Origin of the sequence: Chryseobacterium herbae (assembly GCF_025154075.1) — a bacterium.
GTDB classification, from domain to species: Bacteria; Bacteroidota; Bacteroidia; order Flavobacteriales; family Weeksellaceae; genus Chryseobacterium; species Chryseobacterium herbae.
This window is the reverse complement of record NZ_JAOAMU010000002.1, coordinates 867,090-886,131: the sequence shown is the minus strand read 5'-3', so window position 1 is coordinate 886,131 and position 19,042 is coordinate 867,090. Positions and strand designations below refer to the sequence as shown.

Sequence of the window (19,042 nt, the reverse complement as noted above, 5' to 3'; positions counted from 1 at the left end):
TTTGAATCAAAATTAAAAGAAATGATTCTTAAAAACCTCTTAAGTGTAAGTGCTTTTACCGCCTTCATGTTCGCCGCTTCTGCATTCATACAGAAAGACGAAATTAAAACAATCTCTAAAGACATTTCCTCTGAAAATAATGGTTTCGCAGTTTTGGAACTTTTTACTTCTGAGGGCTGTTCAAGCTGTCCTCCTGCAGATGAACTGATGGGACAGATCCAGAAAGAATACAAAGACCAACCTGTTTACATTCTCTCTTATCACGTAGACTACTGGAACCGTCTGGGATGGAAAGACAGGTTCAGCAGTGCTGAAAATTCACAACGGCAGCAAACATACAGCCGTCTTCTGAAATCACAAACTTATACGCCTCAATTGGTTGTGAATGGAAAAACAGAGTTTGTAGGTTCTGACAGAAATGCTATAGAAAACGCGATTCAAAAGGCTATCCCTGATTCTAAAAATGCTTTTATAAACCTTTCCGCAGCTTCTTCACAAAAAGCAATCACCGTCAGTTTTAAAACAACTGAAACGGATTCTCAAAATCAATTACTGATCAATCTGATTGAAAAGAAATCACTCACTCAGGTGAATGGCGGAGAAAATGAAGGACATCGTCTGCAGCACTGGCAGATCGTGCATAAACAAGAACAAATCTCACTGAAAGATCATCCGGAAGGAGCTGTAAATTTCACACTTCCAGAGAATTTCTCTCCTGATAACTGGGAAATCATTGGGTTTATTCAAAATCCGAAAACCGGAACTATTGCTGGAGCATCCAAGACTATCATCCAGTAAAATAGGTTGGAAATTAATGTACAAATCACATAAAGCCTTTGTCTTTTGATCATTCGAAATCATCATCCAACGAGTATAAATAATTGTTGGAGAATTGCAAAGGCGCTAAGCTCTATTTAAATGTGAAGATTTTACGGCGCTAGAAAATTAAAAATTTTCAGCAAGGACTAAATACTGAAAATCAATCATTATAACACAATCAATTTTATCGAAGATAAAGTCTTTGCGCCTTACAACATGTAGTTTGAAAAAAATTGCGCCTTTGTGACAAACCAAAATCACTATCCAACAAGTATAAAATACGTGTTGAGAAACGCTAAGACGCAAGGCTATATCAAAATAAAAATATTTCAAGGTATTAGAAAACCCAACAAAACTTAAAATAATAAAACAATGAAAACAAAAACAACAAAAATCATTTATTGGTCAGGTGTCATTTTCATGTCATTATGGTTCGGTGCCAGTGGCTTTTTTGAACTTACCAAAAACCCTGTGGTATGGGACATTACCCAACAACTTGGCTATCCGGCCCATTTCATCTATATTCTTGGTGTCTTTAAATTATCGGGAGTTCTGGTACTCCTTCTGCCCAATCGTTTATTAAGACTGAAAGAATGGGTATTTGCAGGAATGTTTTTTGATATCATCTTTGCCTTCTTTTCAAAAATTGCCGTGCTTGGTTTCACAGCAACATTAGATGCAATTATCGCTTTTACAGTACTTTCTGTGACATACGTGATGTTCAGAAAACTGTATACTCCAGAACTTGTATTTGGAGAAGCTTAGCAGAAGTCCCCCCCTTTAAACTGATCAATTGATAAGTTAGAAATTCAGAATCTCACACATCATCTGTTTTTTAATAATTCAAAAAATGCTAAAATTTGTCAGGCATTCAACTTATCAATGATTATTTCAGAGTTATAGAAAAAATATTTGTGTTCCCCAAATCAGGTGACTGTATGCCTTATTCATTTTCTACTTTACGTTGCTTTGGTTGGGGAATTTTCAATCAATAAATCCTCCCGGAAATGAGAGGATTTATTTTTAAATGATGTCGTAGAAAATTTAAGTTATGCGTATTGATACTCCTTAATTCCGCTAATTCATAAAACTCTCCGGAATCCATTCATAGGCTGTATCTTTTTTCTTTGTAAAACCAAGTCCCGGCCATGGAAGATGATAAGCAAATGCTTTAATCCTTGTTTCCGCCAGCTGCTGAAGAAGTTTCTTACGGGATTCGGTAGCAATATCCAGATCGGTATCTCCTGAAAAACCCCATTCGGGATGTGGGAAAAGAATGACATCAGAATGAATCAGATCTGCCATATAGATCAGTTTTTCATTTCCTGAAGAAATCGTCATGATGGTAAGTCCCGGCGTATGTCCCGGAGCCAGCTGAAAATTGAAATGATCATATAAAGGCTTTTTAAAATCGTAAAACTTCAGCTTTGGACGAATTGTTCTCAGGATATTCTGAAGAGGTGGAATCACCTGGTTAAGGAATTCCGGTTCGTTCTTTAAAAAGCTGTTTTTAAAATCTTTAAGGGAAGCCTGAAGCCAAAAATCATGCTCAATCTTTGAAATATAGAGGTCTGCATTCGGGAAAACCAGATTATTCTGTTTATCCACCACTCCACCGATGTGATCCGGGTGAGCGTGGGAAATAAAAACATCGGTAATATCTTTAGGTGAAAATCCTGCTTTCTGAAGACTTTTTAAAAGGAAACCGGTTCTTTCATCGGCAAAAATCCCCATTCCGGCATCCAGTAAAATCAGTCTGTTTTTTGTTTTAACAAGCAGCAGATTCATCGCCATATCAATATAATCATCGGGACGGAAATGATCTCTAAGGAGCTTCTTTAACTCAGGAACATCTGCCCGCGGAGAAAATGTATCAACGTTTTTTTCGTGAATGTATCCGTCGGTAAGAATAAACAGCTCCAGTTCTCCAAGTTGAATCTTTTTAAATGTTGAAAGGTCATCTTCTGAATGGGGTAAAACCGTCTGTGTGCCGGCAAAAACATCAGAAAAAGGGACAAAGCTTAATGCTCCGGCCAGGAGTCCGTTTCTTAAAAGTTCTCTTCTGTTCATGATTGAATGGGTGATTATTAATATTCCGGATTGCTGACTATTCAGCAATCCGGAAATATTATGTTTTAGTTATTGACTAATTTCATAGAACCTTCGGTATATCTTTCACCAACGTTAGGATATTTTTTAAGGAGCGAATCAATTGTTTCCAGATCAGATTTTGAAAGATCTATATTCACCGCAGCGATATTTTCTTCCAGATATTTGATTCTTTTAGTTCCCGGAATCGGAATGATATCTTCTCCCTGATTCAACACCCATGCAAGGGCTAATTGGGTTCCTTTTACTCCTTTAGACTCGGCAAATTCATTGATTTCCCTTGCCAAATTTCTGTTGTTTTCAAGATATTCTTCCTGATAACGCGGCAGGGTTTTTCTGAAATCTTCGTCACCGAAATTCTGTACTTCATTGATGTTCGCGAAAAGACCTCTCGCCAGTGGAGAATAAGGCACCAATGTGATTCCAAGTTCTCTGATGGTTGGCAATATATCATTTTCTACATCTTTGGTAAGGATAGAATATTCCGACTGTAAAGCTGTAATCGGGTGAATTTTGTTCGCTTTTCTGATCGATTCTGCAGAAGCTTCTGATAATCCAAGGTATTTTACTTTTCCTTCTTTCACCAGTTCCGCCATCGCTCCAACCGTTTCTTCTATGGGAATATTCGGGTCTACTCTGTGGGCATAATACAGATCAATCGTGTCAATTTTCAGTCTCTGAAGACTTAAATCAACCGCTTGTCTGATCCACTCAGGTGAACCGTCAAAATAAGTTCCCGGTGCGCCGCTGTGGCTTGGTTTTCCGTCTTTAAATCTGAATCCGAATTTGGTTGCGATAAAAATCTTGTCGCGGTTCGGAACCAAAACTTTTGAGATCAGTTTCTCGTTTTCTCCTGCGGCATACATATCTGCCGTATCCCAAAAATTTACCCCTAAGTCTAAAGCTTTGTGCAATGTACTGATGCTTTCCTGCTCATCGGCCGGGCCATAAGCAAAGCTCATTCCCATACATCCTAAACCTACTGCAGATAACTGCTCTCCTGTGTTTCCTAATTTTCTGAATTTCATAATGGGTTGTGATTTTAATTTAAATTGATAAGACAAAATTAGAACAAGAATAAGCTCGGGATTGTATAGAATTCAAACTAAGAATTATAAAATTCAAACAACCGCGATTCTGATAGCATTAGGAGCCATTCCTGCTTGTTTTTTAAAGAAATTGGTAAAATAAGCAGGCTCTTCAAACCCCAATCCGTAGGCGATTTCAGAGATATTCCAGTCGGTATGTTTCAGCAGTGCGGTAGCTTCCTGAACAATCCTTGAGGCGATCTGCTGACTGGTGGTCTTTCCTGTCATTTCTTTCACGGAACGGTTCAACGAATTTACGTGAATGGAAAGACTCTGTGCATAATCATTGGGAGTCTTCAGTTTCAGAAAAGCTTCAGGACTGTCGATAGGAAACTGTCTTTCCAACAGTTCCATAAATAACGAAGCAACACGCTGGGATGCGTTCTGATAGGGCTCAAAGTTCTCAGCAGGATGCATTTTCATGGTTTCATGAATCATCAAATGGAGGCATGCACGGAGCATATCATATTTGTGCATATATTCGGACTCGATCTCCGTCATCATCTTGGTAAAAAGGTCTGAAATGGTTTTCTGCTGCTCTTCATCAACAAAGAACATCGGAGTTCCGCCAATTTTAAAAAGCTGTGAATCCTGGAGGTTTCCAAGACGCGTTCCGTTTTGCAGAAACTGATCGGTAAAAAGACAAAACCATCCTGTCTGATCTTCATCATCCGCTTCCCATGAGTAAGGAACCACAGGATTGGAAAACAAAAGTGCCGGACGGTCTACATAGATCCATTTGTCTGCGTAATGAAGCTTTCCCTTTCCGATAATAAGTGATATTTTGTAATAATCTCTCCTGCTGTATGGTGTTAGCAGTGAGCAGCTTTCACGTGTAAATACGTTAAAATGCCCTACCCCGGGAGTTGTAACAGCTTCCGGTCTCTCCACAGATGCATTCCGTAAATAAAATCCTTGTATTGTTTCTTTAGATTCCATACCACTAAGTTATAAAATTCAAACAAATTAATGATTGATAAAATAAAAAATGACCGGCAAAATGCCAGCCATCTAAGATTGTATGTATAGTTAAACTTGATTTAGTGATGATGATGTCCGTTTTTCTTCTCCGTTTTGTATACTTTGTTCTTTTTAACCTTGCTTTTCTTGTAGTTATTTTTGTTACGGTTATAAACAGCTACCGGATTCTGGCCTTTGTAATAATTCTTTTTGAACTTGGTGTATTTTTCCCTTCCAAGTATTCTTTCAATTTCATAGTACCGGTCTTCTCTCCATCTGTCCGGCTGGCTTACATAGGCTCTGTTCCACGAATTATAATCGTGGTATCTGTCATTTAAAGCATTCAACTGATTGGTCTGTGCTACGGAAAGCAGAAGATCTGCTGCCACGGTCTGCCAGTTAACATCTGTAATACTTCTTCTGTAATCGTTATAATAATCTGACTGTGCATAGCTCAGTCCGAAAGTCCCTACCAGCATTAACGCTATTATTATTTTTTTCATCTTTAGTCTTATTTTTGGTTAACTGTTTTAGCATAGTCAATTAAAATGCCAAGTTTGCAATGTATCTTCCCAATCTTTGTTAAAAACTACAAAAACATGCTCAATTATTAATTAAAACACACATCAGAAGACTCAATAATAAGCGATAAGAGGTTCACAAATAGATAAGGATTTCATACATCCTAACCCTCAACAGCTCTACTATACTTAAACCCTTCTACTCCTTTACTCTCCTAAAATTTCGTTAAGTTTCCTGAAAACTCACGTTTTGTATTATTTTAATTTGTAATTTTAAGAGTGAGAAGTATGCATCCGCAAGGTTTGTAATGTCGAGGGACTGTTAGATTGCTTTATCAATTCAGTGAAGCAAGTCATTTTAACTTAATCAAATTTTAATGATTATGGAAAATATAAAGTTTGAGATATCTCCTTATCAGGATGAAATGCAACTGTTGCTGGACGGAGAAAAGGTAGGATACATGTCGATAAAAATAGACGGAAGACTGCTGATCGTTTATTACACAAAAATCATTGAAGAACGTGAAGGCCATGGATATGCCAAAATGCTTCTGGACGAATTGGTCCGTTACTCCGAGGAAAAAGATCTTCTGGTAGATCCGGAATGTGATTTTGTACGCCAGCAGTTTGAAAATCATCCTGCCCGGTACAAAGATATCTGGCATGCCTGAATCAGTCTTCCCACCAGCTGCTGAACTGATGGTGGGTAAGCTTCATATCCACTACTTCCCCGATCATTGGGGTAAGGATGCTGAGTCCCTTTTCTTTTCCTAAACCTGTCACTTTCTGAAGCGGCTCATTCCATGGATGAAGAGCCAGCGCAAATTTCGATGAGTGGACAGGAATACTATGTTTGGCTTTAAGATCAACGGCTGCCTGGATCACGTCTTCAGGCAACGCATGGATATACCGCCATGCTTCGTCATACTGCCCGTTTTCAAGAACAGCATAATCAAAAGGTCCGAATTGTTCACCAATGGTCTTAAAATGAGAATCGTACCCGCTGTCACCACCTAAAAATATTTTTTTCGTTGGAGTTTCGAGAACATACGAAGTCCACAAAGTATTGTTTTGTTTTATTTTCCGCCCTGAGAAATGTCTTGCCGGTGTAAAAGTAATTTTCAGATTATTTTTTAAAAGTACCTCCGTACCCCACTCCTCTTCAATCAGATTTTTTTCTGCATAGCCCCATCTTTCAATGTGAGCACCGGCGCCTAGTGGCACAATAACCTTACCGGTTCTGTCTTTGATCGATTTCACTGTGGGATAATCCAAATGGTCGAAATGATCATGCGTGATAACCAGATAGTCCAGATCCGGGATATCTTCGGGTTTAAACAGATCCGAACCTTTAAATGCCTTGTTAAAATATTTGAATGGTGAACCGTACAGGCTCAGCACAGGATCTACCAGAAAAGAAACACCATCGGTCTGCAGATAATAGGACGAATGTCCCAGCCAAATGAAAACATCCTGATCTTTTCTAATATTTTTCAAATCTGTATGAATGGCAGGGATATTTTTCAGAGGCTTCAGCAATGGATCTTTTTTGCCTAAAATAAAATCGTAAGTAACTTTTATCGGGCTATATCCTTCAGTAATGGAAGGCGTATGACTGATGTTCCGGAACTGTCTGTTTTTGTAGAGTTTTGACTGTTTTATACGTTCCAGTCTTTTGCCTTTGGGAGCTGCTCCGAAAGCAGGGCGATTCATTACCACAAAATAAGTTATTACTAATAAAATGGCCGTTAAAATCAGGTATATCATCTGCATTGAAATAAGCCTCAAAGGTATTGACTTTTGGTTTCACATGGAAAATTCAGTTGTTTTTTAACTTAATTTATAAAGCTTTCTGAATAATTTATTATTTATTTAAACCAAAATAATCTCAAACTTTTTAACTTAGCAGATTGAAAAAAATTCAAAATACGTTGAAAAATTATTCGATCATACTGCTGGCTGCAGCACTCTCTTCATGTACGTCTATCAGAAGGCACAACGAACAGAGGGCAACCTGCGTTGGCCCTGATGAGCTTAAGGAGGATGTAGATTACGCTTACCTAAAACTTCAGCAGATGCACCCCCAGCTTTACTGGTACATTTCCAAACCTGAACTCGACCGTAAATTTGACAGTCTTAAAGGGACCATCGACGAGCCCTTGACTCCGCTTCAGTTTTATTTTAAACTGCAGCCTGTGATCGCTGATATCCGTGAAGGACACCTTGCCTTGAGAGTTCCGCGGAAAAAATTCACTAAAAGACAAATTAAATCTCTTGAGCATAAAAAAGGAATGTTCAGCCGTTTTGAGTACTATATAAAAGATAATCATTTATTTATTATTCAGAATAAAGATTCGATTGAAAATATAAAACCGGGAAGTGAAATTCTGACCATCAACAAGGTTCCTGTTTCCAATTATGTAAAAAAATACCGCGAACTGATCAGCAGTGACGGATACAATACTACATTTCAGTCTTACTTTCTGAAGGATGTGTTTTTTAATTTTTATACTGCAGAACACGGATTTAAAGACACCGCCTCTATAGAAACGTTGTATAACGGCGAAAAACACACGTATACCCTGCACCGCGAATCCAAATCTAAAAATGATCTGGACAAAGACAAGGAGCTGGAAAAAAGAACTCCTGAAAAGAAAGTTAATGATTATGTAGCAGCGAGTAATTCTTATAACCGGAATTTTAAATTTCTGGATAAAGACAGTACGACTGCTTATATTAAAGTAAAAAGTTTTTCAAGGGATTATTCCGATAAATTTTACAAAGAAACATTTGCAAAAATAAAAAATGCGGGGTCTAAATACCTTATTATCGATGTCCGTAACAACTACGGCGGATCCCTGCATGAAATCAATAATCTGTATTCTTATCTGGCTCCGGAACCGTATGTTCTGATAAAACCCTCACAGCTTACCTCAAGGATTACGCCGTTAAAAACAAATTATTTCAGAAAAAGTACCCCCTTCCAATACGCTTTTAAGAGTCTGGCTTATCCGACTTATGTTTTTGCACAGACCTTCAGTACCTATAAAAAAGACGGAAAGGTGTATTACAAAATGAAAGCCGACAAGCCAACAAAACCCAATAAAGATGCATTCCAGGGAAGGGTTTTTGTACTGATTAATGGCGGAAGCTTTTCAGCATCGTCAATCATTACAGCAAAACTGAAATACGATAAACGGGCAGTTCTAGTGGGTGAAGAAACCGGCGGTGCCAATGACGGAACTGTAGCGGGGTTTTATTCTTACCAGAAACTTCCGCATTCAAAAATCAATCTTCCTATCGGTTTATTGCTGGTACAGCCTAATATTGATTTTCTGAATACCAAAAAAGGTGTCGTTCCGGATATTACGATCACCGAAAGTATGCAGGATATTATCGATAAAAAAGATCCGCAGCTGGACTGGGTGAAAAATGAAATTGCAAAAGAAAGAGCGCTTCAATAGCTTTATTAATAGTTTCGGCGGGCTTTCAGCCCGCCGAAACTATTTTCATCTTTTTAATTCTTTCATAAGATCTTCGATATGTACGATATACCTTCCGTAATACCTATGAAACCAGAATTTCCCGGCTAAAAACAACACAAAAAGTCCTACCGTCACTGAGCTGATCAGGATCACGGCAATTTTTATTTCGCTCATCGGTTCAGGCCATGGAATAAATTCTATCACGATAATCATTTCGCAGACGATAAACGGTACAAAACTCAGATAATACGACAGATAATATTGCTTATTGAGATTGACTTGCATGACCAGATCTTTTAACGAATCATAGGTTTTAAGCATTGGGTTGCTGATATCGTTGTAAAGTCTGAAAAATTTACTGAAAAAGAAGATGGTCACCATCAGCATTGACGCTATAAGAACGGTAATATAAAACTGTAACTTAAAGGGTTGACAAAAAGCACACACGATAAATGAGAAGGTAAAGATCGCAATGATGGACCAGAATTCCATACGCATGTTTTTACGCATTTTTTCCAGCGGAAGACTGATCTTATTTCTCTGCTCAATACTTATTTCAGGTGTTTCTTCGGAAACATCTTCATTCCATGCATTTTTTAATTCATCTATATTCATTGGTACTGATTTAAAGTTATGGTTGATTTGAGTTTAAGATATCTTTCAGTTTATTTTTGGCCCGGTTCATTCTTACTCTGGCATTCCCTTCAGAGATTCCCATCTGTTCTGCAATTTCTTTTCCTGAAAAGTCTTCCAGATAATAAAAGATAAAAGCTTTATCAATAGAGTTCAGCTGGCGGATCGCTTCGTACATCTGAACCAGTTTTTCTTCCTTTCCATAATCATAGTCATCCTGAATAACTTTGTATCCGGCAAAATCTTCATTAGAGATAAAACTTCTCCTCTTCTCGGATTTCAGAAAAATAATGGCCGTATTCAGGGCAATTCTGTAAAGCCAGGTAGAAAATTCACTTTGTCCTTTGAAGTTAGGATAGGCTTTCCAGATCTGGTAAGTGATTTCCTGAAAAAGATCATCACGGTCGTCTTTTTCGGACATGTACATTTTAGAAATCTTGAAAATGATTCCTTTATGCTTTTCTATTTTGTCTAAAAATTCCTGCTCTAATGAGTTCATATTTTCGGGCTCTATAGAGTTAGTTTTAATTGTAAAAAAATGTTACAGATATTTTTGAAAAGATAAAAAAAAACCCAACAGAAAATTTCCTGCAGGGCCCATTGTGTGTTTTTTTAGTTTTACTCCAATCTATGTTTCAGAAAAACACAGTCTTTGTACGAAATAATTTTAATCTATAAACCGACTCATGAACGGCTTATATTTTAAATTGAACAGTCAGTTAAAAATTTGAACAGTAACAGTCCGAATTTGGACACTAACATTGTATGTTTTTAATAGTTAGTAGAAAAAAAGCAAAAATGTTACACCATTTGGGGAAAAATCTTCATCAAAAAACCACAATTATCTTTTTAAAATTTCCTGTAAGCTTTGTGAACTCCTTGATACTGCCCCTTTCTGATCATTATAATTTTTATTGATGTTGTAAAAAAAATCCCGACAGAAAAAATTTCTTCGGGATTGTATCTTTATTTTTAAATGTATTATCACTTTTTCATTGACCAATCAATTCAGTCTGTCTAAGGCATTTTGAAGGGTGTGAATATCGATAAAATGAAGTTTTACGCCAATAATAATGAAAATTAATAGGACCAATGTCAGAAAAATAACGATAAAAATATACACGGAAACAAACCATATTACGGTATTCAGAATGTTCCCCTGAAGCCCGAATTTATTCATGAAGAATCTTTGAGAGCGCTCAAACCATGAATTTTTTCTCACTTTCTTAGGTTCTATTTCAAGGTCGTTCAGTTCATCTACCAAACGTACAACGTCTTCTATATATCGCCCATACATATAATAGATCCAGTATTTGATCACAAACCATACCAGCATCAGTGTAATCAGGAAACTGATCCCGAAAATCGCCAGATTATATTTCGCCTCAAAATGAAAGTTGATTTTGATAAGAGACAACAGAAAAGCCAACGGAATGTAGGCAATATAATAGGAAATGTAGATTTCTTTCGATATTAAAAGTTGTGTTTTAAGGTTGAACAGATCATAATTTGTATTGATGCTGCTGTTGCAAAGCATTTTGTAAAGCTTGAGAAAACGGGAATAAAAATAAATGATAGAAGCAAGCGTAAGTGCGACGACGAATGCCGATATGATAACAATATTCGAATCTCCGGAAGCAAAAGGAAATCCTATTAAAAGCATAGGCAGAGTAACAATCATAAGCCAGAATTCTGTCTGCATATTGATCTTCAGCATCCGCATCGGCGAATGAATTTCACGCTGTTTCTCCAGAGAGATCTCGGGCAGATCCTGCCTGGTATCTTTATCCCAAAGTTCTTTAAAATTTTCTAACTCCATTTGTTTTTACTTTAAATCTTGTCGCTTTTTTGTTTTTCGATGATCTGCTTCAGTTTTGTTTTTGCCCGATTCATTTTTACACGGGCATTCACTTCAGTGATTCCCAGCTGGCGGGCAATCTCTTTACCCGGAAAATCTTCCAAAAAGAAAAAAATAAGCGCTTTGTCTATAGGGCTGAGTTCATGAATAGCCTCATACATCAACTTCATATTTCTGTCATCTGCATCATTATAGGATTCATGTGGAACAACAAGATCTTCTATCCCCTGATTTTGTATAAAACTACGTTTTTTTTCACTACGCAAAAATACAATTGCCGTATTAAGTGCAGTGCGGTAGAGCCATGTGGAGAAGTCGCTTCTCCTCTGGAAATCACCGTATGATTTCCAGGCCTGATAAATGATCTCCTGATAAAGATCATTCTGATCATCCCGATCGTCCATATACATTTTAGAGATCTTGAAAATAACACCTTTGTGCTTTTCAATTTTCTCTAAAAATTCTTTTTCCATTAAAGACATGCTCAAACTCTACTCGTACAGCAGTATTTTTGCTAAAAATACTACAATTTTAACATAAAAACTAAAAACTCCACGTCTCAAAGTACAAAATCCTCAAAAAATAAAGAAATTTAATGAGGATTATTATTTTATGTTAAGTAGAACATCCCTAGAAAAGATAGTCGGTACTTAAAAAATTAGAGTCATGATCTCTAACGATTGTATTTAATAATTTTTTGTTGGAATCTGTCAGTTTCGCAGCCACCAGAGACCGGATGGAAAATGAACGGAGCGCATCAAAGACAGAAAGCGTTCCTTCCGCACTGTCTTTCCTTCCTGTAAACGGAAAAACATCTGGGCCTCGTTGTGCCTGACAATTGATATTCACACGGCTCACCAGATTCACGAACGGATCGATCAGCCTGGAAACTTCCTGCGGATCTTCGCTGAAAATACTTACCTGCATTCCATGGGACGCGTTAACCTGGTACTCAATTGGTTCTTCAATATCCTCAAACGGAACAACCGGAATCACCGGTCCAAACTGCTCTTCATGATAGAGTTTCATGTCACTATTTACCGGATAAACGACTGCAGGAAATACAAAAGATTCTTCTGTAAAACCTCCGTTTTCATTTAAAACCTTCGCTCCTTTAGCCAAAGCATCTTCAATACATTCTTTCAGATACGGTGGTTTATTCACTTCTGGAAGCGGCGTCACTTTTACATCTTTTTCCCACGGAAGGCCGGGTTTCAGAGCAGAAACAGCAGCACTTAATTTCTGGGTGAATTCTTCGGCAATTTCTTTCTGAACAAAGATCAGTTTCAATGCTGTACATCGCTGCCCGTTGAATGACAATGCTCCCAGAATACATTCGCTTACTGCTACATTCAGGTCGGCATTTTTAGTTACGATCGCTGCATTTTTAGCATCAAGACTCAGGATAGCGCGTAAACGGTTGACTTTAGGATGCAGTTTCTTCAGTCCATTAGCCACTTTACTGGACCCAATAAATGCCAGGACATTTACTTTTCCGCTTTCCATAATGGGAGTGATGATCTCAGAACCTTTGCCATAAAGCGTGTTTACAGTTCCTTTCGGGAAGGCTTCTTTGAAGGCACTCAGCAATGGATAATGAGCCAGAACCCCATGCTTTGGAAGCTTAAACAAAATCGTATTTCCCATGATCAATGCGGGAATCAATGTGGTGAAAATCTCATTCAAAGGATAATTAAACGGTCCCATGCTTAAAACAACGCCCAGCGGAGCTCTTCTGATCTGTGCGATAGTTCCTTCTGCTTCCTGGAAACGGGATGATTCTCTGTCAAGATCTTTCAGAGCATCTATGGTCTGGTTGATATAATCTACAGTCCTGTCAAATTCTTTGGTAGAATCTGCCAGGGTTTTCCCGATCTCCCACATTAACAGTTTAATCACAAGATCACGCTGCTCGATCATCAGATAAACAAATTTCTGCATACACTGAATACGTGCTTCCACAGACATGGTAGGCCATTCTCCGAGACCATTATCATAGGCCTTAACAGAAGCTTCAAGGACTTCCATCGCTTCTTTGGGGCTGATATTCGGGATACTTCCCAGCAATTTTCTCTCTAGACCGTTTTCAGTAGGAATGCAGACCGGCGAATAGATATTCTGAGTCTCTCCCTTCCATTCCACCAGCTCTCCATTGAGAAGATATACTTTCTGATGAATTTCCTGTACTTTAAATTCTTCCGGAATTTCGTTTTCGCTTTTAAAAATATCCTTAAATAACGGCTTATTGACTGAATCCATAAATTTTTATTTTTTGATAATGAGTGTCATTCTAAAATTATACAGAATAAAGGTAGACGTTAAAATTGGTACTAAAAACAGGAGGTTGATAGATTTGTTCTATTTGACGGGTGTTTGAATTAAAATTAATGTCGGATACTGAAAAAATGAATAATTTTACTAAAAATAAAATTTCATGTTTTCAAAATTAGCTTTCAGCACCTTATTGTTTTTCTCAGCATTTATTTTCGCTCAAAATACCAAAACAGCGAATACTGTTCTGATGGGAGGAAAACCGGTACATACTTATGCGAAACTTCCGGCGGTTAATAAAGCGGCTCCAAAGTTTACGCTTACAGACGTTACGATGAAGGATCAGACGCTTGATTCTTACAAGGGAAAATTTATGATTCTTAATATTTTTCCAAGTGTAGATACTGGTGTTTGCTCGGCTTCCGTACATCATTTCAATGAAGATGCAGCGAGTATTCCCAATACGGTTGTTCTTTGTATTTCTAAAGATCTACCCTTTGCCCAGAAAAGATTTTGTGGTGCAGAAGGAATTAAGAATGTCGTGATGCTTTCAGATTTCCGTTCAGATTTCGGAAAAACTTATGGCGTAGAAATTACAGATTCTGTGATGAAAGGTCTTTTAAGCAGAGCAGTTGTGGTGATTGATCCTTCAGGGAAAATCATTTATGAAGAGCAGGTTGCTGATATTTCACAGGAACCGAATTATGAAGCAGCGATTGCAGCTGTAAAAAAGTAAGCTTTTGCTTTTGGAATAATTTAAAACAGAGCTCCGGCGATCTTCGATCGCCGGAGCTCTGTTTTTTACGTAAGTAAGAAATCAGTCAGAAGGATGATCAAAATCAAGCATATATTCATTTTTTGAAAGTCTTTCCGTATATTTAAGAATTCCCCTTCACTAAAAAACTATAACTCCATTAAAGCTTCGGCCCGAATAAAACCAAAATCCATGAAAAATCTATTTTTAATCTTCCTCTTTTCAACAACATTATTTTTCTGTCAACATAAAAGCCTAACTCATCAAACAAGTGGCAAAAATTATACGGCAATAAATGACACGCTTACGAAACACTTACAACTGGATGGTAAGAAAGGAGCGATTATAGGATTTTCAGTTGCTGTAGTCAATGAAAAGGGCCTGATTTACGATAAAGGCTTCGGGTATACAGATATTGAACAAAAAAAAGCATATACCTCAGGAACCGTTCAAAATATAGCATCCATATCCAAAACACTCATTGGAATATCTTTACTTAAAGCGCAGGAATTAGGGAAACTCAATATCAATGATCCTATCAATAAATACCTACCCTTCAGGATCATCAATCCAAATTATCCTGATATCCCGATCTTAATCAAACATTTAGCCTATCATACCTCTTCAATTACCGATCTGGATGAAGTGTATGCAAAATCATATGTTTTAACCGAAAACAAGCATGCCGGTAATGAGGGGGTTTACGACTACTTCAATGCTCCCGAAAGCAATATCCCCTTATTAAATTTCATTCAAAACAGTCTTACTCCAAATGGAAAATGGTATACCAAAAACTCCTTTTTAAGCACGAAACCCGGAGAAAAGCGTGAATATTCCAATATAGCAGCCGCTCTTTGTGCATTGGTTATAGAATCTGCAACAGGACAGGATTACGGTTCTTTTACTCAGCAACACATCATAAAACCATTACAAATGAACAGTTCCGGCTGGTCATCAAAAGACATTGATGTCAATATGCGTTCCAGATTGTTTGCCAACAAAGACAAAATGATAGCCAATTATTCTCTTATAACCTATGCTGATGGTGGATTTCTGACATCGAGTCATGATCTGGGACTATTTTTATCAGAACTCATCAAAGGCTATGGAGGGAATGGAAAATTATTAAACAAAGAAAGTTATCAAAAACTCTTTGAAAAAAAGACATTTACAGATGAAGGAAAAAGTGAAAACTATGGAATTTTCATTGAATTCCGTGACGAGTTTTTAAAAATTAAAAATAATATGATTGGTCATAATGGTTCTGACCCGGGTGTATTCACTGCCATGTATTTTAATCCTGAAACTAAAATAGGGAAACTACTACTGGTGAACACAGATACCGATTTTACAGATCATGTATGGCCTGAAATTGAAGGCATATGGAAATCATTGTCGGAATACGAAAAGACCGTGAAGCAATCAAAGTAAACAAGTGAAAAATTATATTTATTTACTTTTTCATTTTCCGTTTAGTCGTAATCACTATAACTCCATTTTTGGCTTTGACCCCATAGATAGACTTTGCATCTTTGAGAATGTTCATCGTTTTTATCGTATTAGGATCGATCATATTGAGTTCTTCAAAACTGCTGACTTTTCCATCAATGACACATAAAGGTTTTTCAGTACTCTTCAGCGTTGAGGAAGCCCCTCCGATCATCATTTTCCGATGAGTAGTATCATCTTGTTGTACAGTAGGAGCTCCCTTACCAATCAAACCGCTTAACTTTGCCGGCATATCATTCCGTTGAGTATTCACTAAAAGATTCCCCGGTACTACTGTCGTTGAACCAAGCAGCATTTTTTGTTTTTTCTGGAGGATCACAACGTCTTTTATTTCGTCTGCTTTTAAGGTATCATGTACTTCATTTTGTTGTGCATGTACCGAAACAAATCCTCCTGTTGTCAACATAAAACCGACCGCAAACTTCGCAAATAATGAATTAATAAAAGAATAATTCAGATCTCTGTTAAGCTGCGATGCATTAAAATTTCCACAAATATCTTCTGAAGAGTGAGAAAAAATCTCTATGATTTCCTGATCAGAAGCAATGGTGAAATCCCGGACGGTTTTTGAACAAACGGAACAAAATCTTCCCTTCTCTTCGGGAGTCATAGCTTCCCAGTTTTCATGACATGGTTTTGGTATGATGATTTTCATAGTCTCTTTTTATATAGAGATGCGGGAATGATGAGAAAGGTTGGAAAGGTTATGTTGAAATAATCATATTGTTGGAAAATCGCTAAGGCGCAAGTTTTTTAATCAACATGTTTTAAGGCGCAAAGATTTTATCTCCGATAAAATTGAATACCGCCGTCATTGCGAGGAGCGCAGCGACGAAGCAATCTCATCATCCCCTTTGCTGAAATTTTTTGTTTTTCTTGTGCCTTAAGTCTCCATAAATTTTAAAAACCTTGGGTCTTTGCGGTTCTCCAACAAAAAGATTTAGACAAGTTCAGTAAAAACAAACAGCAAAGGGAAGCTTTTTGATTGTGGAAAACCGTAATTATTAATGATTTCAATTATTTACATTTGAAATATTATAATTGATTCTAAACTTATGCAGAGAACAACTTTACTATTAATTTTAGGATTTTTTTTACTTGCAAATTGTAAAAAATCCAATACTGATGCAAATAATAATTTAGATACATTAGTTTTAAATAATAATAATGAAATGGATTCATCAGAGATGTATGGATTTGATGATTCTAATTTAGAAAAGAAAATATATGAAATAAAGGGCGAAAATATTTTTCTTAGAGATGGCCCAGGAAAAAATTACGATAAGTTAGTAAACCAAAAAGCAACAGATGTTATTGGAGAAGCTCAATATTTGCAAGTTGATTATACTTGTACTATTTCTATTGAACAAGAAAAAAATAATTGGGCTAAAGTAAGAATTGTAGAGCCTTCTCATCTATCTGCAACGCATTCTGGGTGGATTCCATTAAAAAACATTATCAAAGATGGTAGTCAGACTCCTAGTGTAAATTTATCACAATTAAAATATGAGATAATTTCCACAACCGAAAATAATATAAGTAAAAACTATAATATCTATCTTGATATAAATAATTTATCTAAAAATGAAATATCAAGTTTCGTAAAACAATTTAGAGAAAAGAATTGCTCCGATTGCACAATAAGTATTTTTGACACAAAATCAATCAAGAATCTAATAGATGTGTATCCATTAAGTAAAAGTAAATATCTAACGTTTGCAGATCATTTTGTTGCCTGGTCTATATTTGATACTCCAAAATTAATTAGCTTTTATCCTTTTCAAGATTCAAAATATAAAGAATATGGTGGTAAAAACTTTAAGGAACAAAAAATGAAATGAAATAATCCTAAAGATATAATATCCATTTAAAAAAAGTGCATATCGAATTTTTAATCTAAAAGCCCTTAGATTATGGAAATAATTATATATGAGCTTAGGTTATATATATTGCTTTATAAATTAAAAAGAATGAAAAAAAAGTTGCTATATTAATTTTAGGGAATAGAAACTCTGGAAAATCAAATACATTCTATGAATTCTTTGGAAGAAAAATTAGAACCGGATTAAAAAAAAAATTTAAACAAACAAGATATTGAACTATTTGTTAAGAATTCATCTTTTGAAGAAATGTATCAAGAAATAAATGATGCCATTTTCGTAAGAAATTCATCGTTTGAAGAATCAGATGATGAGGTCGAGAATTTCTTTAATGAAAATAATTTATCTAAGATTGTTTTATGTGCTGTCCAGTATAAAGAGGAAGGACGTTCAACTATTCAGTATTTTAAAAATAAAGGTTATTATTTATATATACAATGGTTAAATTCAGGTTTTAAAGATGCAAAAGAATATAGTGATTTCTTAAATTTTAAAAGCAGATAAAAACATTTAAATGAAAAGAATTTTTATTTTCTCACTACTCAGTATGTTTTTTGGAATTTCCTATGGACAAAACGTTGATGAAATTTTAAATAAACGAAGTGTTAGAACAGATTCTTTGACATTAGAACTACAAAAATATAATATCCAAGATAATAAAGTTGAATATTTACAAAATGCTCGAAAGGTTTTAAAATCTGCTATTGACGATGTTTTAAAACTAGAAGATTTTAACAACAAAACAATGCAGAAAGTTCTTATGAAACCTCTCACAGAATATTATGATGCATTTAATGTTGAAAGAGATAAAAAGACCATAAACACTCTTCGTTATGGTTTTAAGAATAAGGAAGATTTTGTAAGTCACTATAAAGCTGCTGAAGCTTTATTGTTGAGTAAGTTAATCGATCTTCAATATCAAGCATTGATTGATGATGCTCAAAGAGTTATTGATGAAGTCAATATGTATATAAGTAGAAATTTGAAAAGATTAGGAATGACAATTGAAGAATATGAGAAGCTCGGTGAAAATGACAAAAAGCTGTTAGAAAAAAGCTTTAAATAAAACAAATCCGCACCATCATAAAACGAAAACCTGCCTCACAGCAGGTTTTATTATATCCGAAATCTATAATTTTCAAATTAATTCATTCT

20 protein-coding genes are annotated in these 19,042 nt (G+C 36.1%); 9 read left to right on the top strand and 11 right to left on the bottom strand.

Annotation, left to right across the window (positions count from 1 at the left end; all coding sequences use genetic code 11):
* The first annotated feature begins 21 nt into the window (after positions 1–21).
* The gene (locus N0B48_RS09955; protein ID WP_259838635.1) at positions 22–798 is read left to right on the top strand and encodes a DUF1223 domain-containing protein; all 777 of its coding nucleotides are present in this window, start codon (positions 22–24) and stop codon (positions 796–798) included.
* 393 nt (positions 799–1,191) lie between these two features.
* The gene (locus N0B48_RS09950) at positions 1,192–1,584 is read left to right on the top strand and encodes a DoxX family protein (RefSeq protein WP_259838634.1); all 393 of its coding nucleotides are present in this window, start codon (positions 1,192–1,194) and stop codon (positions 1,582–1,584) included.
* 312 nt (positions 1,585–1,896) lie between these two features.
* On the opposite strand, the gene N0B48_RS09945 is transcribed toward N0B48_RS09950, so the two are convergent.
* The 4 genes from N0B48_RS09945 to N0B48_RS09930 all read right to left on the bottom strand — a co-directional run bounded on the left by N0B48_RS09945 (position 1,897) and on the right by N0B48_RS09930 (position 5,479).
* The gene (locus N0B48_RS09945; protein ID WP_259838633.1) at positions 1,897–2,889 is read right to left on the bottom strand and encodes an MBL fold metallo-hydrolase; all 993 of its coding nucleotides are present in this window, start codon (positions 2,887–2,889) and stop codon (positions 1,897–1,899) included.
* A gap of 65 nt (positions 2,890–2,954) precedes the next feature.
* A complete protein-coding gene (locus tag N0B48_RS09940) occupies positions 2,955–3,956 on the bottom strand; it encodes an aldo/keto reductase (protein WP_259838632.1) in 1,002 nt (333 codons plus the stop codon).
* A gap of 93 nt (positions 3,957–4,049) precedes the next feature.
* Complete coding sequence (locus tag N0B48_RS09935) at positions 4,050–4,955, bottom strand: helix-turn-helix domain-containing protein (protein ID WP_259838631.1); 906 nt, start codon at positions 4,953–4,955, stop codon at positions 4,050–4,052.
* Between the two features lie 101 nt (positions 4,956–5,056).
* Positions 5,057–5,479 carry a hypothetical protein gene (locus N0B48_RS09930; RefSeq protein WP_259838630.1) on the bottom strand — a complete coding sequence of 141 codons (423 nt, stop codon included), beginning with the start codon at positions 5,477–5,479 and terminating at the stop codon, positions 5,057–5,059.
* Positions 5,480–5,880: 401 nt separating this feature from the next.
* Between N0B48_RS09930 and N0B48_RS09925 the strand changes: the two genes are divergently transcribed.
* Positions 5,881–6,168: a GNAT family N-acetyltransferase gene (locus N0B48_RS09925; RefSeq protein WP_259838629.1), complete on the top strand. Its 288-nt coding sequence runs from the start codon at positions 5,881–5,883 to the stop codon at positions 6,166–6,168.
* A 1-nt stretch (position 6,169) separates the two neighbouring features.
* Here the strand turns inward: N0B48_RS09925 and N0B48_RS09920 are convergent, their stop codons facing one another.
* Positions 6,170–7,264: an MBL fold metallo-hydrolase gene (locus N0B48_RS09920; RefSeq protein WP_259838628.1), complete on the bottom strand. Its 1,095-nt coding sequence runs from the start codon at positions 7,262–7,264 to the stop codon at positions 6,170–6,172.
* Between the two features lie 143 nt (positions 7,265–7,407).
* On the opposite strand from N0B48_RS09920, the gene N0B48_RS09915 reads away from it, so the two are divergent.
* Positions 7,408–8,961: a S41 family peptidase gene (locus N0B48_RS09915; RefSeq protein WP_259838627.1), complete on the top strand. Its 1,554-nt coding sequence runs from the start codon at positions 7,408–7,410 to the stop codon at positions 8,959–8,961.
* A 45-nt stretch (positions 8,962–9,006) separates the two neighbouring features.
* Here N0B48_RS09915 and N0B48_RS09910 read toward each other — a convergent pair whose 3' ends face one another.
* The 5 genes from N0B48_RS09910 to N0B48_RS09890 form a co-directional block, all read right to left on the bottom strand.
* The gene (locus tag N0B48_RS09910; protein ID WP_259838626.1) at positions 9,007–9,597 is read right to left on the bottom strand and encodes a hypothetical protein; all 591 of its coding nucleotides are present in this window, start codon (positions 9,595–9,597) and stop codon (positions 9,007–9,009) included.
* A gap of 16 nt (positions 9,598–9,613) precedes the next feature.
* Positions 9,614–10,114 carry an RNA polymerase sigma factor gene (locus N0B48_RS09905; RefSeq protein ID WP_259838625.1) on the bottom strand — a complete coding sequence of 167 codons (501 nt, stop codon included), beginning with the start codon at positions 10,112–10,114 and terminating at the stop codon, positions 9,614–9,616.
* Between the two features lie 504 nt (positions 10,115–10,618).
* The gene (locus N0B48_RS09900) at positions 10,619–11,434 is read right to left on the bottom strand and encodes a hypothetical protein (RefSeq protein ID WP_259838624.1); all 816 of its coding nucleotides are present in this window, start codon (positions 11,432–11,434) and stop codon (positions 10,619–10,621) included.
* 11 nt (positions 11,435–11,445) lie between these two features.
* Positions 11,446–11,955 (bottom strand): RNA polymerase sigma factor, encoded by a 510-nt coding sequence (locus N0B48_RS09895; RefSeq protein ID WP_259838623.1) that lies wholly within the window; start codon positions 11,953–11,955, stop codon positions 11,446–11,448.
* A gap of 148 nt (positions 11,956–12,103) precedes the next feature.
* Positions 12,104–13,732 (bottom strand): NADP-dependent glyceraldehyde-3-phosphate dehydrogenase, encoded by a 1,629-nt coding sequence (locus N0B48_RS09890; RefSeq protein ID WP_259838622.1) that lies wholly within the window; start codon positions 13,730–13,732, stop codon positions 12,104–12,106.
* 175 nt (positions 13,733–13,907) lie between these two features.
* Between N0B48_RS09890 and tpx the strand changes: the two genes are divergently transcribed.
* Positions 13,908–14,480 carry a thiol peroxidase gene (tpx, locus tag N0B48_RS09885; RefSeq protein ID WP_259838620.1) on the top strand — a complete coding sequence of 191 codons (573 nt, stop codon included), beginning with the start codon at positions 13,908–13,910 and terminating at the stop codon, positions 14,478–14,480.
* Between the two features lie 210 nt (positions 14,481–14,690).
* Positions 14,691–15,929, top strand: coding sequence for a serine hydrolase domain-containing protein (locus tag N0B48_RS09880; RefSeq protein WP_259838619.1), 1,239 nt, complete (start codon positions 14,691–14,693; stop codon positions 15,927–15,929).
* 22 nt (positions 15,930–15,951) lie between these two features.
* Here N0B48_RS09880 and N0B48_RS09875 read toward each other — a convergent pair whose 3' ends face one another.
* Positions 15,952–16,662 carry a TonB-dependent receptor plug domain-containing protein gene (locus N0B48_RS09875; RefSeq protein WP_259838617.1) on the bottom strand — a complete coding sequence of 237 codons (711 nt, stop codon included), beginning with the start codon at positions 16,660–16,662 and terminating at the stop codon, positions 15,952–15,954.
* 400 nt (positions 16,663–17,062) lie between these two features.
* Between N0B48_RS09875 and N0B48_RS09870 the strand changes: the two genes are divergently transcribed.
* The 3 genes from N0B48_RS09870 (at position 17,063) to N0B48_RS09860 (ending at position 18,953) form a co-directional block, all read left to right on the top strand.
* Entirely contained in the window at positions 17,063–17,848 is a 786-nt protein-coding gene (locus N0B48_RS09870; RefSeq protein ID WP_259838615.1) for a hypothetical protein, read from the top strand.
* A gap of 288 nt (positions 17,849–18,136) precedes the next feature.
* Positions 18,137–18,391, top strand: a complete 255-nt coding sequence (locus N0B48_RS09865; RefSeq protein WP_259838613.1) for a hypothetical protein — start codon at positions 18,137–18,139, stop codon at positions 18,389–18,391.
* A 10-nt stretch (positions 18,392–18,401) separates the two neighbouring features.
* Entirely contained in the window at positions 18,402–18,953 is a 552-nt protein-coding gene (locus tag N0B48_RS09860) for a hypothetical protein (RefSeq protein WP_259838611.1), read from the top strand.
* Positions 18,954–19,042 lie beyond the last annotated feature (89 nt).

Excerpts from the sequence above, each read along its gene's own strand:
- N0B48_RS09955 (WP_259838635.1), top strand. The coding sequence starts at position 22 with ATGATTCTTAAAAACCTCTTAAGTGTAAGTGCTTTTACCGCCTTCATG.
- N0B48_RS09950 (WP_259838634.1), top strand. The coding sequence starts at position 1,192 with ATGAAAACAAAAACAACAAAAATCATTTATTGGTCAGGTGTCATTTTC.
- N0B48_RS09945 (WP_259838633.1), bottom strand. The coding sequence starts at position 2,889 with ATGAACAGAAGAGAACTTTTAAGAAACGGACTCCTGGCCGGAGCATTA.
- N0B48_RS09940 (WP_259838632.1), bottom strand. The coding sequence starts at position 3,956 with ATGAAATTCAGAAAATTAGGAAACACAGGAGAGCAGTTATCTGCAGTA.
- N0B48_RS09935 (WP_259838631.1), bottom strand. The coding sequence starts at position 4,955 with ATGGAATCTAAAGAAACAATACAAGGATTTTATTTACGGAATGCATCT.
- N0B48_RS09930 (WP_259838630.1), bottom strand. The coding sequence starts at position 5,479 with ATGAAAAAAATAATAATAGCGTTAATGCTGGTAGGGACTTTCGGACTG.
- N0B48_RS09925 (WP_259838629.1), top strand. The coding sequence starts at position 5,881 with ATGGAAAATATAAAGTTTGAGATATCTCCTTATCAGGATGAAATGCAA.
- N0B48_RS09920 (WP_259838628.1), bottom strand. The coding sequence starts at position 7,264 with ATGATATACCTGATTTTAACGGCCATTTTATTAGTAATAACTTATTTT.
- N0B48_RS09910 (WP_259838626.1), bottom strand. The coding sequence starts at position 9,597 with ATGAATATAGATGAATTAAAAAATGCATGGAATGAAGATGTTTCCGAA.
- N0B48_RS09905 (WP_259838625.1), bottom strand. The coding sequence starts at position 10,114 with ATGAACTCATTAGAGCAGGAATTTTTAGACAAAATAGAAAAGCATAAA.
- N0B48_RS09900 (WP_259838624.1), bottom strand. The coding sequence starts at position 11,434 with ATGGAGTTAGAAAATTTTAAAGAACTTTGGGATAAAGATACCAGGCAG.
- N0B48_RS09895 (WP_259838623.1), bottom strand. The coding sequence starts at position 11,955 with ATGTCTTTAATGGAAAAAGAATTTTTAGAGAAAATTGAAAAGCACAAA.
- N0B48_RS09890 (WP_259838622.1), bottom strand. The coding sequence starts at position 13,732 with ATGGATTCAGTCAATAAGCCGTTATTTAAGGATATTTTTAAAAGCGAA.
- tpx (WP_259838620.1), top strand. The coding sequence starts at position 13,908 with ATGTTTTCAAAATTAGCTTTCAGCACCTTATTGTTTTTCTCAGCATTT.
- N0B48_RS09880 (WP_259838619.1), top strand. The coding sequence starts at position 14,691 with ATGAAAAATCTATTTTTAATCTTCCTCTTTTCAACAACATTATTTTTC.
- N0B48_RS09875 (WP_259838617.1), bottom strand. The coding sequence starts at position 16,662 with ATGAAAATCATCATACCAAAACCATGTCATGAAAACTGGGAAGCTATG.
- N0B48_RS09870 (WP_259838615.1), top strand. The coding sequence starts at position 17,063 with ATGCAGAGAACAACTTTACTATTAATTTTAGGATTTTTTTTACTTGCA.
- N0B48_RS09865 (WP_259838613.1), top strand. The coding sequence starts at position 18,137 with ATGTATCAAGAAATAAATGATGCCATTTTCGTAAGAAATTCATCGTTT.
- N0B48_RS09860 (WP_259838611.1), top strand. The coding sequence starts at position 18,402 with ATGAAAAGAATTTTTATTTTCTCACTACTCAGTATGTTTTTTGGAATT.